This is a genomic window from Plantactinospora sp. BB1, assembly GCF_003030385.1.
In the GTDB taxonomy this organism is placed as follows: domain Bacteria; phylum Actinomycetota; class Actinomycetes; order Mycobacteriales; family Micromonosporaceae; genus Plantactinospora.
On sequence record NZ_CP028159.1, the window covers coordinates 3541206 to 3556413 of the forward strand.

Consider the following 15208-nt stretch of genomic DNA (forward strand, 5'->3'; position numbering starts at 1 on the left):
AAGCCGGGGCACCGCCGGGCCGGCTCAGCCGCGGACGTACCGGAGCAGCAGCTCGTCCCCGGCGGCGAGGACGTGCCGCAGCGACATCCCCTGCGGCGTGGTGGTCGGCCCGGCGGTGATCCGCCCGGCGCCCGGACCGGTCAGCATCGGCGCCACCGTCAGGCAGACCTCGTCGACCAGGCCGGCGGCGGTCAGCGAGCCGAAGAGGTGCGGCCCGCCCTCGCAGAGCACCTGGCCGTGCCCTCGGCGGTGCAGCTCGGCGAGGCCGGCGGCCAGGTCGACCCGCTCCTCGCCGCAGCGCAGCAGCTCGGCGACGCCGTCGAGCCCGGCCGGCGCCTCGGCCCGCTCGGAGGTGAGCACCACCGGCCGGACCGGGGCGTCCGCGAAGGCCGCCGACTCCGGGTCGAGGTTCAGCGCCCGGGAGACCACGACCAGGGTCGGGTACTCGGCCAGCCCGTGCTCCCGGCGCCAGGCCCGGCGCCGCTCGTCGAGCCGGAGCGCCCGGTACGCCTCGTGCCGCAGCGTGCCCGCGCCGACCAGCAGCACGTCGCAGACCATCCGGAGCAGCCCGAAGATCCGCTTGTCCGGCGCGGAGGAGAGCCCGGCGGAGTGGCCGTCCAGCTCGACCGCACCGTCGACGCTGGCGACGAAGTTCATCCGGAGGTGGGGCCGGTCGGGGCGGGGATAGAGCGCGATCAGCGCCGACTCGTCCAGGGCAGCCGGCGTGGGGTCGGGCCACAGCCGGGTTATTCCGACATTACCGGTCATTCGCTGGCCGGACCGGTGACCGGAGGGACGGGTGCGGGGGTACGGTGCTGGCAGTCGCACCAGTTGCGGCCCCGGCAGTCGTCGTGCCTGTCGTCCCGGCAGGCTCGGCAGATCATGCCGGTAAGCCTATGCCGAGAGGGTGGGAGACGATGCGCCGTCAGATCTTCCAGCTCAAGGTGTCGCTCGCCGACGTCACACCGCCGGTCTGGCGGCGGGTGCTGGTGCCGGGCGGCTACACCCTGGACCGGGTGCACCGGCTGTTCCAGTCCGTACTGGGCTGGCAGAACTGCCACCTGCACTCGTTCGAGATCGACGGGGTGCAGTACGGCGTACCGGATCCGGAGGGTGAGCTGACGCTCCGCGACGAGCTGGACACCCGGCTGGACGCGGTGGCGACCAAGGGCGGCCGGTTCCTCTACACCTACGACTTCGGCGACTGGTGGGAACACGACGTGATCGTCGAGGACGTCTTCGGCGCCGATCCCGACGAGCGGTACCCGGTCTGCACCGCCGGTGCGGGGGCCTGCCCGCCGGAGGACGTCGGCGGCCCGTACGGCTACCGCCGGTTCCTCGCCGCGATGGCCGACCCGGACCATCCGGAGCACGAGTCGCTGCGCGACTGGCTGGGTCGGCCCTTCGACCCGTCGACCTTCGACGCCGGCCGGGCGAGCACCCTGGCCCGCTGGCTGAGCTGATCCGGGTACGCCGGAAGGGGTCGCCGGGCGGCGGCCGGCACCGGCCACTGTGCAGCGCTGACCGGCGGAGCGGCACCGCCTGATCGACCGGCGTCGGGCCGGAGGTCGGCCCACGCGTTACCTCGGGGATAACGCCCGCTTTGCGGGTGAGTGACCCGGCGCCGACGGTAACGAAATGGGAACGCTCCCAGATGCCCATTGACACCCCCGAAACGCGCCGGCAATCTCATGGGAGCGCTCCCGGCGGTTTGTGGCCCAAGCCACAGAACCGTTGAGGTGGCGTCAAACCGAATCCCATGGCACGGCGCCGGGCGACCCGCCCGGCGCCGGTCGGCGGTCGGACACACGCACCTTCGCGCCACCGAACGACCCGGGACACCGGCATCAGCAGCACGGTCGACACACATGAATCTCCGACACCACCACAACACGAGTTACCCACCTGAGAGGGGTCAGGGATGAGCGTCATCAGGCGCCGGCTCCGCACCGTCGCGGTCGCCGCGCTCGCCGCGGGCGTGGCTCTCGGCAGCACGGCGTGCAGCAAGAGCGACAACGATGGGTCCACCGGCGAAGGGGGACAGGTCAAGCTGGTCCTGCAGACCTTCCAGAACTTCGGTTACGACCAGGCGATCAAGGACTTCGAGGCCGCCAACCCCAACATCAAGGTCGAGCACCAGAAGATGGGCGAGCTGCGCGACTTCCAGCCGAAGCTGGTGCAGTGGCTCGCCGCGGGCAGCGGTGCCGGCGACGTGGTCGGGCTCGAAGAGGGCGTGCTGCTGGGGTACGTGCAGAACCACGACAAGTTCGCCAACCTGCTGGAGCTCGGGGCCGACGAGCTGAAGTCCAACTTCCCCGAGTGGAAGTGGAACAACGCCATGACCCCGGACGGCAAGAAGCTGATCGGGCTCGGCACCGACGTCGGCGGCCTGGCGATGTGCTACCGCAAGGACCTCTTCCAGCAGGCCGGCCTGCCGACCGACCGCGAAGAGGTGTCGCAGCGGATCAGCACCTGGCAGGACTACATCGCGCTGGGCAAGGAGTTCAAGGCCAGCGGCAAGGCCAAGGCCGCCTGGCTGGACAGCGCGACCAGCCTGATGCAGCCGCACGTCATGCAGAACTCCGAGACGTTCTTCTTCGACAAGGACAACAAGTTCATCGGCGACACCAACCCGGTCGTCAAGCAGACCTGGGACATGGGGCTGCAGATGGCCGCCGACGGACTGACCGCCAAGGCGCAGCGCTGGAGCGCCGACTGGGACGCCGCCTTCAAGAACTCGGCGTTCGCCACCATCCCGTGCCCGGCCTGGATGACCGAGGGCGTCATCGCGCCGAAGTCCGGCCCGGCGAACGCCGGCAAGTGGGACATCGCCAAGATCCCCGGCGGTGGCGGTAACTGGGGCGGCTCCTACCTCGCGGTGCCGGCGCAGACCAAGCACCCGAAGGAGGCGTACCTGCTGGCCAAGTACCTGACCAGCAAGGAGGGCCACCTGGCGGCGTTCAAGGAGGCCGGTGCCATGCCGTCCGACATCGCCGGCATCGAGGACCCGGCGTTCAAGGACAAGAAGAGCGAGTACTTCAGCGGCGCCCCGACCGGCGAGATCTTCGGTGAGAGCGTCAAGAACATGAAGCCGGTCTTCCTCGGCGCCAAGCACCAGCAGATCTGGGAGACGGTGGTCGAGCCGCAGATGCAGGCGGCCGAGCGCGGCCAGCTCAGCTCGGACGCCGCCTGGAAGAAGGCGATGGACGAGGCCAAGAAGCTGACCAGCTAGGTCGACCGGTGACCTGCCGCGCCCACGGGTGAGCAGTGCCCGTGGGCCGGCGGCGGTGCCCACACCCCCCGCGAGGGTGTGGGCACCGCCGCGAGGTCACCGGCCGGTCCACCTCCCCGGAAGGACCCCCGCAATGAGCTCTGTCGTCGGCGCGGCACCACCACGGCACGCTGCCACGCCACCCACCCCGGAACCGACGCACCGCCGGCGGTCGTACCGCCTGGGGCGCTGGGACATCAAGTACTCGCCGTACCTCTACGTCGCCCCGTTCTTCCTCCTCTTCGGGGTCTTCGGCCTCTTCCCGGTCCTCTACACGGTCTACGTCTCGCTCTTCGAGTACGACCTGCTCAGCGGCACCAAGGAGTTCGTCGGGCTGGAGAACTACCGGGTCCTGCTGGACGACTCGCAGTTCTGGAACGCCGCCTACAACACCTTCGGCATGTTCGTGCTCAGCACCGTGCCGCAGCTCGTGGTGGCGCTGATGATCGCCAACCTGCTGAACCGGCAGATGCGCGGCCGCACCCTGTTCCGGATGGGGATCCTGATCCCCAACATCACCTCGGTGGCCGCGGTCGGCATCATCTTCGCGCTGATCTTCGCCGACCGGTACGGCCTGGTGAACTGGCTGCTCGGCACCGTCGGAATCGACCCGATCGCCTGGCGGGACAACCGCTACGCCTCCTGGTTCGCGATCGCCTTCATGGTCGACTGGCGGTGGACCGGCTACAACGCGCTGATCTACCTCGGCGCGATGCAGGCCATCCCCAAGGACCTCTACGAGTCGGCGTCGCTGGACGGGGCCTCCACCTGGCGGCAGTTCTGGAAGATCACCGTCCCGCTGATCCGGCCGACCATCCTCTTCACGATCATCATCTCCACCATCGGCGGTCTGCAGATCTTCACCGAGCCCCTGATGTACGGCTTCGGGCTGATCCGCGGCGGCGCCTCGAACGAGTTCCAGACGCTGGCGATGTACATCTACGAACGGACCTTCACCGGCAACTTCGAGTACGGGTCCGGCGCCGCGATGTCCTGGCTGCTCTTCCTGATGATCGTCATCTTCGCGTTGATCAACTTTGCGATGGTCCGCCGCTCGGTCAAGGGGGAGCAGAAGTGACCACCATCCAGACTCTGCCCCGTACCGTCAGCCCGACGCCGCAGCCGTCCCGCCGACGCCGCGGCCGGGGCGCGCCCGGGGCCCGGCTCTGGCAGGCCAGCCCGCTGACCTACCTCGCGCTGGTGATCGGCTCGGTGCTCTCGGTCTTTCCGATCGTCTGGTCGTTCATCATCGCCTCCCGGGACAACAGCGCGGTCTACGAGATGCCGCCGACCCCGGGCGGCAAGCTCTTCAGCAACATCGAACGGATGCTGGCCAACGAGGACGCCGCGTTCCTCTACGGCCTGGTCAACTCGGCCGTGGTCTCCTCCGTGGTGACCATCTCGGTGATCTTCTTCTCCACCCTGGCCGGATTCGCCTTCGCCAAGCTCAAGTTCCGGGGCAGCAACGCGCTGCTGCTGGTGATCATCCTGACCATGATGGTCCCGACCCAGCTCGGCATCATCCCGCTCTACCTGATGATGGTGGAGTTGGGCTGGACCGGCACCCTCCAGGCGGTCATCGTGCCGTTCCTGGTCCAGGGCTTCGGGGTCTTCATGATGCGCCAGTACGCGATGTCGGCGGTCAGCGACGAGCTGATCGAGGCCGCCCGGCTCGACGGCTGCTCCACCTGGCGGGTCTACTGGAACGTGGTGCTGCCGGCATTGCGCCCGGCGGCGGCCGTACTCGGCCTGCTGACCTTCATGCAGACCTGGAACGAGTTCCTCTGGCCGTTCGTCGTGCTCACCCCCGACACGCCGACGGTGCAGTACTCGTTGAAGATCCTTTCGTCCGGCCTCTACCAGACGGATTATGTAGCTCTGTTCGCCGGCACCGCGCTGGCGACCCTGCCGCTGCTGATCGTGTTCATCATCTTCGGCCGCCAGATCATCGGCGGCATCATGGAAGGCGCCGTCAAGTCGTGAGCAACTCCACGAGCCCACTGTCCACGCAACTGCTCGAGGAGGGCCAAGGCGCGACCTTTCCCCCCGGCTTCGTCTGGGGCGCGGCGACCGCGGCGTACCAGATCGAGGGGGCGGTGCACGAGGGCGGTCGAAGCGCATCGATCTGGGACACCTTCAGCCACACCCCCGGGCGGGTCCTCCAGGGGCACACCGGCGACGTCGCCTGCGACCACTACCACCGATACCGCGACGACGTGGCGCTGATGGCCGAGCTGGGGCTGAAGGCGTACCGGCTCTCGGTGGCCTGGCCCCGGATCCAGCCGGACGGGCACGGCCCGGGCAACCAGGCCGGGCTGGACTTCTACCGGCGGCTCACCGACGAGCTGCTCGAACACGGCATCGAGCCGTGGATCACCCTCTACCACTGGGACCTGCCGCAGGCGATCGAGGACGCCGGCGGCTGGCCGAACCGGGACACCGCCGCCCGGTTCGCCGAGTACGCCGAGCTGACCGTCGCGGCCCTCGGCGACCGGGTCCGGCACTGGATCACCCTGAACGAGCCGTGGTGCTCGGCGTTCCTGGGCTACGGCTCCGGGGTGCACGCGCCGGGGCGTACCAACCCGGGCGAGGCGGTCCGGGCGGCGCACCACCTGATGCTCGGGCACGGCCTGGCCACCCAGGCCATCCGGGCGGCCCGGCCGGACGTCGAGATCGGGGTGACCCTCAACCTCTACGCCGTCTCCCCGCAGACCTCCTCCGACGACGACGCCGACGCGGCCCGCCGGATCGACGGGCTGGCCAACCGGATCTTCCTGGACCCGGTGCTGCGCGGCAGCTACCCGGCGGACGTGGTCGCCGACCTGGCGGCGGTGAGCGACTTCGGGCACGTCCAGGACGGCGACCTGGAGACCATCTCCACCCCGATGTCGTTCCTCGGCATCAACTACTACAGCCGGCACGTGGTCGCCGCCCCGGTCGAAGGCGTCGAGCCGGAGCCGTACTGGCGGGCCCAGTCCTGCTGGCCCGGCAGCGAACAGGTCCGGTTCGTCACCCGGGGCGTGCCGGTGACCGACATGAACTGGGAGATCGACGCCCCGGGCCTGGTCGAGACCCTGGAGCGGGTGCACCGGGAATACCCGGAACTGCCGCTCTACATCACCGAGAACGGCTCCGCCTTCGTCGACGAGGTGGTGGACGGCCGGATCGACGACACCGACCGGCTCGGCTACTTCGACGCGCACCTGCGGGCCTGCCACTCCGCGATCTCCGCCGGGGTGCCGCTGCGGGGCTACTTCGCCTGGTCACTGCTTGACAACTACGAGTGGGCGTGGGGCTACACCAAGCGCTTCGGCATGGTCTACGTCGACTACGAGAGCCAGCGCCGGATCCCGAAGTCGAGCGCCAGGTGGTACGCCGAGGTGATCCGACGTAACGGTTTGGCCGCACAATGAACCTTGTTCGACCTCTCCGTGCGGTCCGTCGTGCCCCTAGGTGAGCGTTGGGGTGCCGGCACCGCGCTGTCCAGGTTGAACAGGGTTCAATAGGCGTGGTCAGCCAGTATTGGGGGTGCCCGGCACCGACCCGCGGAGGGTCGGTGCCGGACATCCGACGTCGGAGGGACAGACGATGACAACCCAGCGCACCCGCTCGCTCGGGCGGCCCACCCTGGACGCGGTCGCCGCCCGCGCCGGAGTGGGGCGGGGCACCGTGTCCCGCGTCGTCAACGGATCACCCCAGGTGAGCCCCGAGGCCCGGGCGGCGGTGCAGCGGGCCATCGCCGAGTTGGGCTACGTGCCGAACCGGGCGGCCCGGGCCCTGGTCACCCAGCGGACCGACTCGGTGGCCCTGGTGGTCTCCGAGTCGGAGGAGCGGGTCTTCGGCGAGCCGTTCTTCGCCGGCATCGTGCGGGGGATCAGCTCCGCACTGCTGGAGACCCCGATGCAGCTCTGGCTGGCGATGGCCCAGTCACCGGCCGAGCGGGAGCGGGTCGAGCACCACCTGACCAACCAGCACGTGGACGGGGTGCTCCTGCTCTCGCTGCACGACGCCGACCCGCTGCCGACCCTGCTGGAGCAGCGCGGGCTGCCGACCGTGCTCGGCGGCCGGCCGGCCCGGATGCTCGGCGACCCGTCCGGGGCGTACTTCGTCGACGTGGACAACGCCGGAGGTGCCCGGCAGGCGGTCGAACACCTGGTCGGGCAGGGCCGCAAGCGGGTGGCGACCATCGCCGGCCCGCAGGACATGGGAGTCGGCGTGGCCCGGCTGGCCGGCTACCAGGACGCGGTACGGGAGAGCGGCGGGCTGGTCAGCGACGCCATGATCGCGTACGGCGACTTCAGCGAGACCAGCGGCGCGGCGGCGATGCGCCGGCTGCTGGACAGCTGCCCCGATCTCGACGCGGTCTTCGTCGCCTCCGACCTGATGGCCTGCGGGGCGCTGCGGGCGCTGCGCGAGTCCGGCCGGCGGGTGCCGGAGGACGTGGCGGTGGTCGGCTTCGAGGACGCCCCGATCGCCCGGCAGACCGAGCCGCCGCTGACCACCGTCTTCCAGCCGATGGAGGAGATGGGGCGGCAGATGGCCCGGCTGCTCGTCTCGCGGATCCGCCGGGAGGAGCGCGAGGTGCCGTACGTGCTGCTCGACACCCACCTGGTGCACCGCCAGTCCGCCTGAGCCGGGGTACGCCGACGCCGCGGCTCACGCCTCAGTCGGCCGTCCAGCGCCGCAGCTCGCGGCGGGCCAGCGCGGCCCGGTGCACCTCGTCCGGGCCGTCGGCGAGCCGGAGGGTACGGGCACCGGCCCAGAGCGCGGCCAGCGGGGTGTCCTGGCTGACCCCGGCCCCGCCGTGCGCCTGGATGGCCTTGTCGATCACCCACTCGGCCATCGCCGGTGTCACGATCTTGATCGCCTGGATCTCGGTGTGCGCACCCTTGTTGCCGACCGTGTCCATCAGCCAGGCGGTCTTGAGCACCAGCAGCCGGGCCTGCTCGATCCGGACCCGGGACTCCGCGATCCACTCCTGCACCACACCCTGCTCGGCCAGCGGCCGGCCGAACGCGACGCGCCCGGCGGCCCGCCGGCAGAGGAGTTCCAGGGCACGTTCGGCCATCCCGACCAGCCGCATGCAGTGGTGGATCCGGCCCGGACCGAGCCGCGCCTGCGCGATCGCGAAGCCGTCGCCGGGCCCGCCGATCAGCTGGTCCGCCGGCACGCGTACGCCGTCGAAGCTCACCTCGGCGTGCCCGCCGTGCGCGCCGTCGGAGTAGCCGAAGACGGTCAGGCCGCGCCGCACCGTCACGCCCGGGGCGTCCCGGGGCACCAGCACCATGGAATGCTGCCGGTGCCGGGGCGCCGCCGGATCGGTCTTGCCGAGCACGACGAAGATCCCGCAGCGCGGGTCCATCGCCCCGGTCGACCACCACTTCCGCCCGGTGACCACGTAGTCGTCGCCGTCCCGGACGATGCTCGTCTCGATGTTGGTCGCGTCCGAGGAGGCCACCTCCGGCTCCGTCATGCAGAACGCCGAGCGCAGCTCGCCGTCGAGCAGCGGGCGCAGCCAGCGCTCCCGCTGCGCCGGGCTGCCGAAGTCGGCCAGCAGCTCCATGTTGCCGGTGTCCGGGGCGGCACAGTTGAGCGCCTCCGGGGCCAGCTGCGGGCTGCGGCCGGTCAGCTCGGCGAGCGGGGCGTACTGGAGGTTGCTGAGCCCGGCACCGTACTCGGGATGTGGCAGGAAGAGGTTCCACAGGCCCCGGCGGCGGGCCTCGGCCTTGAGTTCGGCCATGATCGGCGGCCGGCTCCACGGCCCGGCACCGGTCGCCGGGTCGGCGGCGGCGGCGACCTGCTCGGCGTAGACCGGCTCGGCCGGCAGGATCCGGTCGGTCAGGAAGTCGTGCAGCGCCTCGTGCAGCTCGGCGGTGCGCGCGTCGAATCCGAAGTCCATCGATACTCCTCGGCGGTAGCGCTCGGCGGGGTTTGCGGGGTGCCTGTCCGGGTGATGCCGCCCCGGGAGCGGTGGACGCGCCGCTGCGGCGCGCCGGGTCAGTTCCGGCCGAGGGCGGCGAGGCCGTACCCGACCAGCGGGTCGACGAGGGCGCCGATCCGGTCGAAGCCCTCGCCGACGGTCTGCCCCAGGGTGTGCCGGTAGTGGATGCCCTCGCAGATGACGGCGAGCTTGAAGCAGCCCAGCGCCACGTGCCAGTCCAGCGGGCCGACGTCGACGTCGCTGCGGGCCGCGTACCGGTCGATCAGCTCGGCGCCGGACGGGAACCCGGCGCGCGGGCCGAGCCCGTCGGCGACCGGGTTGCCGGCGGTGGCGTCGGAGTCACCGAGCACATCCCAGTAGGTCAGCAGCAGGCCCAGGTCGGCGAGCGGGTCGCCGAGGGTGGCCATCTCCCAGTCGAGTACCGCCCGGATCGTCACCGCCGGACCCCTCGCGGTCTCGTCCGGGGCGGGACCGCAGTCGGCGATCAGGTTGTCGAGCCGGTAGTCGCCGTGCACGATCCGCCCGGCGTTCAGGCCGTCCGGCGCGGTCGCGGCCAGCCGTCGGCGCAGCTCGTCGATGCCGGGCAACGGCCGGCTGCGGGACCGGTCGAGCTGCCCGCCCCAGCGGCGTACCTGCCGGGCCAGGAAGCCCTCCGGCCGGCCGAAGTCGGCCAGCCCGACGGCGGCCGGGTCGACGGTGTGCAGCGTCGCCAGCACGTCCATCATGACCAACGCCAGCTCGCGGCGCTGGGCCGGCGTCAACGGGTCGGTCTGGTCCCGGCTGCGGTAGACCACCCCCGGCACCCGCTCCATCAGGTAGAACGGCGCGCCGAGCACCGCCTCGTCGGAGCAGAGCAGCAGGGCGGCCGGCACCGGCACCCCGGTCGGGGCGAGCGCCGAGATCACCCGGAACTCCCGGACCATGTCGTGCGCGGTGGCCAGCACGTGCCCGAGCGGCGGGCGGCGGAGTACGAACTCGTGCTCGCCGGCCCGGACCAGATAGGTGAGGTTCGACCGGCCGCCGAGGACGAGTTCCGCCCGGAGCGGGCCGGTCAGCAGGTCGGGGCGGTGTGCCGCCAGGTGCCCGGTCAGCCGGTCCAGGTCGAGCCCGGACGGCGACCCGGCGGGTGGCTCCGGCCGGACGGCGTTGGCCGGCGGATCGGTCATCGAGACAGTTGATGGCATCTGGGCCGTCCAGTCAAGCCCGGGCCGGACCTCGGCCCCCGGGGTCGGGCCGGTCGACGGGAAGCGGGCCCGGCTCGGCGCCGCTTCGGGGTTTTGCTGCCGGGACATGCCACGGCAACAGGGGCGAAATGGTCATCGGGCAGCCTGGTTGACAGCTCGCCGGCGGAACGCGCGCCGGTCCGCCGACGGAGGGGACGGACATGTTGCTGAGGGTTCGGGTGACCCTGCCGGATCGACCCGGAACGCTCGGTCAGGTCGCTCGTACGCTGGGCGTCGCCGGTGCCGACATCGTGCAGGTGGTGGTCTTGGAGCGGCTGGGCGGCCGGGCCGTGGACGACTTCACCGTGGTCTGGCCCGGTGCGTCCCGGGTCGACCGGCTCTGCGCCGGGCTCGCCGCCATCCCCGGGGTACGGGTCAACGGCATGTGGCGGGCGATCGGCGCGCCGAACGGCGGCGGGCAGGACGCCGAACTGCTCACCCAGATCGCCGCGAACCCGGCCGACGGGCTGGCCACCCTCGTCGACGCGGTACCCGGGCTGCTCGCCGCGGACTGGGCGGCGGCGGCCGTGGTACCGGCGGACTGGGCGGCACGCGCCGGTGCGGGTGCCGGGACGGTCCGGGGCGGCGGCTCGCCCGCGGTGGCGTACGTGAGCTGGCGGGCACCGGCACCGCTGGAGCTGCCCGAGGTGACCCCGCTGCGGGCCCGCTCGCTGAACGGTCCGGCGGGCACCCACTACGCGGTCGCCCCCTTCGGCCGGGCGGGGCTGGTGCTGATGCTGGCCCGGGTGGACGGCGACGGGCTGACGGCGGCCGGTTTCCACGTCACCGAGGTCGACCGGATCGCCCAGCTGGTGCGGGCCGCCGCGACGATCCTCGGCGACCGGCTCGACCTGGTCAGCGCCCCACCGGCGGAGCCGGGGCCGCTGCCGGCGGTGATGACCCGTCACGGCTGAGCAACCGGCGGGTAACAGCGTGCGGGCAGGCTGAAGCCGGGAAGGGAGTGCAGATGACACTGTGGCGGATCAGGGCGACCGTGGTCGACCGGCCGGGATTCCTCTCCGTCCTCACCGCGAGTCTCGCGCTGCGCGGGGTGAACATCCTCGCCGTGCAGGTGCACACCACCGAGGCGGGGGCGGTCGACGACTTCCTGGTCGACGCGCCGCCCGGGTTGACCGCGGACGACCTGGTGGCGGCGGTGGAGCGCGGGCGCGGCCGGAACTGCTGGGTGGCCCGCAGCGAGGCGCGGGGGTTGGCCGACCAGCCGACCCGGACGCTCGGGCTGGCCAGCCGGCTGGTCCGGGATCCGGACGCGCTCGGCGAGTCGCTGCGCAGCCTGCTCAGCGCCGACTCGGTCACCTGGCGGCCGGTGCTCTCCGGTCCGGCGGGTCCGGGGCACGGCGCCGAGACGATGCGGCTGCCCGACCCGTACGGCGGCTCCTTCGAGGTGCTGCGGACGGCGCCGAGCTTCACCCCGGCCGAGTACGCCCGCGCCCAGGCACTGGTGGACCTGGCCGCCGCGGTGGCCCGGCAGGCCGCCGACCGGGTGACCCTGGTGCTGCCGGACGGCGCCGAGCTGGCCGTACGTCCGGCCGTCGGAGACGACCTGCCGGCGGTGCTGGAGATGCACCGGCGCTGCTCGGCGCGGAGCCTGGGCCAGCGCTATCCGGCGCGCGGCTCGGTGTCAGCACAGCGGCTGGCCCGGCTGCTCGCCCCGGCGCGCGGGGTCACCCTGCTGGCCTGGGCCGGTGGCGGGGACGGCCGGCCGGAGCGGGTGGTGGCGATGGCGAACCTGGCCGCCGAGGGGATGCTCGCCGAACTCGCCCTGCTGGTCGAGGACGACTGGCAGCGCCGTGGCCTCGGCGGCGCCCTGTTGCGCCGCCTGGTCGGGTACGGCACCCGGGCCGGCTACGCCGCGCTGCTCGCGCACACCTCGGCCGAGAACGTGCCGATGCTGCGCCTCCTGGACCGGCTGCACCGGCCGGAGACCGTCGACCGCGACGGCGACCTGCTGACGGTCACCGTGCCACTGCACGACCGACCCGCCGGGCCACCGCACGACCGACCCGCCGGGCCACCGCACGACCGACCCGCCGCGCTGTTGCACGACCAGCCCGGCGGGCCACCGCACGATCAGCCCGCCGGGCCGCTGTACGACCGGCGTGCCGGGTCACGGCGCGACCAGCCCGCCGGAGCGCCGCACGACCGGCCGGCCGGGGCGTCGAACCGCCAGCCGGCCGTGCCGCTCCAACACCAGCCGGCCGTGCCGCTCCCACGCGAGCCGGCCGTGCCGGTGCCCGACGCCGAGACTCCGGCCGCCGCCGAGGCGTAGCGGCACGGAACAGACCCGGCGGTCCGGTCCTGGTGCAGGACCGGACCGGCGGAACCGCCTGACTGGGGCGAGATGGAAGGGGGCCCCTCCGGTAGGACGGCCGGAGGGGCCCCCTTTCCGGGCCGGTCGCCCGGCCCGGGCGCTCAGGTGGCCGGGTAGCTGGCGTAGTCCGGGAAGTTGCCGTACAGCCGCTGGGCGGAGGAGCTGACGGTGACGGCCTGCACCAGCAGGTCGCCGCCGACGAAGGCGCCCTTCCAGGAGGCGCCCCGGCCGCCGAACGGCTCGTCCCGGTCACCCCGGGACCGGGGCCGGTTGATGCCGACCTTGAACGCCTGGAGGTCGACCGCGAGCTTCGCCGCCGTCTCCTCGTCGTCGCAGGCGAGGCTGGCCACCAGGGCGCCGTTGCTGGCGTTCATCGCGGCCAGCAGTTCGTCGGGGGTGTCCACCACCACGATGGTGTCGACCGGGCCGAACGGCTCGGTGTGCATCAGCCGGGACCGGCCGGGCGGAGCGAGCAGCACCGACGGGGCCACGTACGCCGAGGTGTCCTGGCCGGCCAGGAACGGCGCCCCGTCCAGCCGCCCCCGGTGCAGCGGCACGGCTCCGCCCCGTACCGCCTCGTCCACCTTGCGGCGCAGCTCGTCGGCCTTGGCGGCGCTGATCAGCGGGCCGAAGTCGAGCTCGGGCAGCGGGTCGCCCTCGGCCCAGCTCTCGTCGACCGCCAGCGGGTGTCCGAACCGGACCGAGCGGACCACCGGCAGGTACATGTCGAGGAACTGGTCGACCAGCTCCCGCTGCACCACGAAGCGCGGGTACGCGGTGCAGCGCTGCTTGCCGTACTCGAAGCCCTTCTTCAGGTGCTTGGCGAGGTTGTCCCAGTCGGAGAACTCCCAGATGCCCCAGGCGTTCAGCCCCTCCTGTTCGATCATGTGCCGCTTGTCGGTGTCGAGCAGCGCGGCGGCGACCTTGCCGCCGTTGGAGCGGCCGCCGACGAAGGCCACCGCGCCGATCTCGGGCGCCCGGACCAGCACCTCGGAGAGTTCCTCGCCGCCGCCGCTGAGCAGGGTGGCGGGCAGCCCGGCCCGGCGCATCAGCGCGTGCGCCACGGTGAGGCAGACCGCCCCGCCCTGGGACGGCGTCTTGGCGATCACCGCGTTGCCGGCGAGCAACTGCACGAGTTCGGCGTGCACCAGCACGCTCATCGGGTAGTTCCAGCTCGCGATGTTGCTGACCGGACCGGCCAGCGGTTCCCGGCCGTCGGCCAGCATCCGGTCGATCTCCCCGACGTACCACCGCACGCCGTCCAGGGCCCGGTCCACGTCGGCGCAGGCGAGCCGCCACGGCTTGCCGATCTCCCAGACGAGCAGCAGGGCCAGCAGGTCCCGGTGCTCGGTCAGCGCGTCGAGTGCCTCGACGACCCGGGCCCTGCGGTCGGCCAGCGGGGTGGCGGCCCAGTCGCGGTGCTCGTCGGCGGCGAACGCGACGGCGGCCCGGGCCGACTCCGCGGCCAGCCGGGCGAGGTTGACCAGTACGGTGTTGTCCACCGGGGTACGCACCGGGCTCGGCGTACCGACGGACTGCCAGGCACCTTCGACCAGGTTCCGCAGGGTGACCGCGCCGCCGGACCGGTCGGTGTGCAGGGTGAACGCTTCGGGGGTCGCCCGCACCGCCCGGGCCAGGGTCTCCGGCCAGGCGGTGCGGTCGGCAAGGCGTAGTGCCATCGCTGTCTCCTCGGAGTTTGTCGGCCGGCTGACCCGTCGTTGTCCAGGCTCGCCAGAGGCCGGAACGATCAGCGTGCGGCGGCGTCGATGGCACCGCTGATCTGGGGTTTTGTCTCCCTGATCTGGCCGTACCCTCTCCCGGGCCGCGCGGCGGCGGCAACCGTACGCTCGTATCCCAGGACGCCGGTTCCGCCAGTTGGCCCCGATCTTCGGCCGGCTGAGTCGGCACTCACCGCTCTGAGCTGGGCGGACGTCGCGTTCCTATCGAGGCGGCTGGATGGTGTGAGTATCGTCAACGGTCAGGAAAGGGCTTTCCTCTGGACTTTCCGGCGGCCGGATGCTCGGTGGACCGCCGCAGGTGTCGCCGGTTTGGGTCCTTCACAAACCGGCAATGGCGCGGTTACATTGTTGGCTATCCATGGGAGCGCTCCCGGGACTCCGATGGACCGAGATCCACCCCCTCGCACCGGCACCACCGCAGCACGGTTTTCCCCGGCCCAGCACCCGCGTCGTGCACCGCGCAGGGAGAGGGGCGGATGCGCCCACATCCGCCCCTCGTGTCCTCCGCTACGCGTCGCCGCGCGCGGCTCCACGGACAGGAGCAATTCTAGTGCGCGACCGCATTGCCCCGGCCCGGCCGAACGGGCAACGTCCCCGGCCCGGTCCCCGGCCCAAGCCAGGCGCCCGGCAACGCCTCGACGGTCGGCAGCGACCAGACGGCCGGCAGCGGCCCGACCGCGGCCAGCGGCCGGGCCGCTGGTA

Annotated in this window: 12 protein-coding genes; 8 read left to right on the forward strand and 4 right to left on the reverse strand. The window is 72.2% G+C overall.

What is annotated here, in order from left to right; all coding sequences use genetic code 11:
- Positions 1–24 precede the first annotated feature (24 nt).
- On the reverse strand, positions 25–768 hold the full coding sequence (locus C6W10_RS15500) for a pyrimidine reductase family protein (RefSeq protein WP_107258693.1): 744 nt from the start codon (positions 766–768) through the stop codon (positions 25–27).
- Between the two features lie 149 nt (positions 769–917).
- Between C6W10_RS15500 and C6W10_RS15505 the strand changes: the two genes are divergently transcribed.
- The 6 genes from C6W10_RS15505 (at position 918) to C6W10_RS15530 (ending at position 7903) form a co-directional block, all read left to right on the forward strand.
- Entirely contained in the window at positions 918–1463 is a 546-nt protein-coding gene (locus C6W10_RS15505) for a plasmid pRiA4b ORF-3 family protein (RefSeq protein WP_107258694.1), read from the forward strand.
- A gap of 458 nt (positions 1464–1921) precedes the next feature.
- Positions 1922–3232, forward strand: a complete 1311-nt coding sequence (locus C6W10_RS15510) for an extracellular solute-binding protein (RefSeq protein ID WP_107258695.1) — start codon at positions 1922–1924, stop codon at positions 3230–3232.
- A gap of 133 nt (positions 3233–3365) precedes the next feature.
- Positions 3366–4349, forward strand: a complete 984-nt coding sequence (locus C6W10_RS15515; protein ID WP_107258696.1) for a carbohydrate ABC transporter permease — start codon at positions 3366–3368, stop codon at positions 4347–4349.
- A gap of 104 nt (positions 4350–4453) precedes the next feature.
- Entirely contained in the window at positions 4454–5254 is an 801-nt protein-coding gene (locus C6W10_RS15520; RefSeq protein ID WP_234361908.1) for a carbohydrate ABC transporter permease, read from the forward strand.
- Complete coding sequence (locus C6W10_RS15525) at positions 5251–6684, forward strand: GH1 family beta-glucosidase (protein ID WP_107258697.1); 1434 nt, start codon at positions 5251–5253, stop codon at positions 6682–6684. The genes C6W10_RS15520 and C6W10_RS15525 overlap by 4 nt, the downstream gene beginning before the upstream one ends.
- A gap of 175 nt (positions 6685–6859) precedes the next feature.
- A complete protein-coding gene (locus C6W10_RS15530) occupies positions 6860–7903 on the forward strand; it encodes a LacI family DNA-binding transcriptional regulator (protein WP_107258698.1) in 1044 nt (347 codons plus the stop codon).
- A gap of 31 nt (positions 7904–7934) precedes the next feature.
- Here C6W10_RS15530 and C6W10_RS15535 read toward each other — a convergent pair whose 3' ends face one another.
- Positions 7935–9170, reverse strand: coding sequence for an acyl-CoA dehydrogenase family protein (locus C6W10_RS15535; RefSeq protein ID WP_107258699.1), 1236 nt, complete (start codon positions 9168–9170; stop codon positions 7935–7937).
- 98 nt (positions 9171–9268) lie between these two features.
- Positions 9269–10378 (reverse strand): phosphotransferase family protein, encoded by a 1110-nt coding sequence (locus C6W10_RS15540; protein WP_107258700.1) that lies wholly within the window; start codon positions 10376–10378, stop codon positions 9269–9271.
- A gap of 218 nt (positions 10379–10596) precedes the next feature.
- Here C6W10_RS15540 and C6W10_RS15545 point away from each other — a divergent pair, with 218 nt between their 5' ends.
- The gene (locus C6W10_RS15545; RefSeq protein ID WP_107258701.1) at positions 10597–11349 is read left to right on the forward strand and encodes an amino acid-binding protein; all 753 of its coding nucleotides are present in this window, start codon (positions 10597–10599) and stop codon (positions 11347–11349) included.
- Positions 11350–11402: 53 nt separating this feature from the next.
- Positions 11403–12725: a GNAT family N-acetyltransferase gene (locus C6W10_RS15550; RefSeq protein ID WP_369938477.1), complete on the forward strand. Its 1323-nt coding sequence runs from the start codon at positions 11403–11405 to the stop codon at positions 12723–12725.
- A gap of 143 nt (positions 12726–12868) precedes the next feature.
- On the opposite strand, the gene C6W10_RS15555 is transcribed toward C6W10_RS15550, so the two are convergent.
- Entirely contained in the window at positions 12869–14446 is a 1578-nt protein-coding gene (locus C6W10_RS15555; protein WP_107258702.1) for an aldehyde dehydrogenase family protein, read from the reverse strand.
- Between the last annotated feature and the right edge of the window lie 762 nt (positions 14447–15208).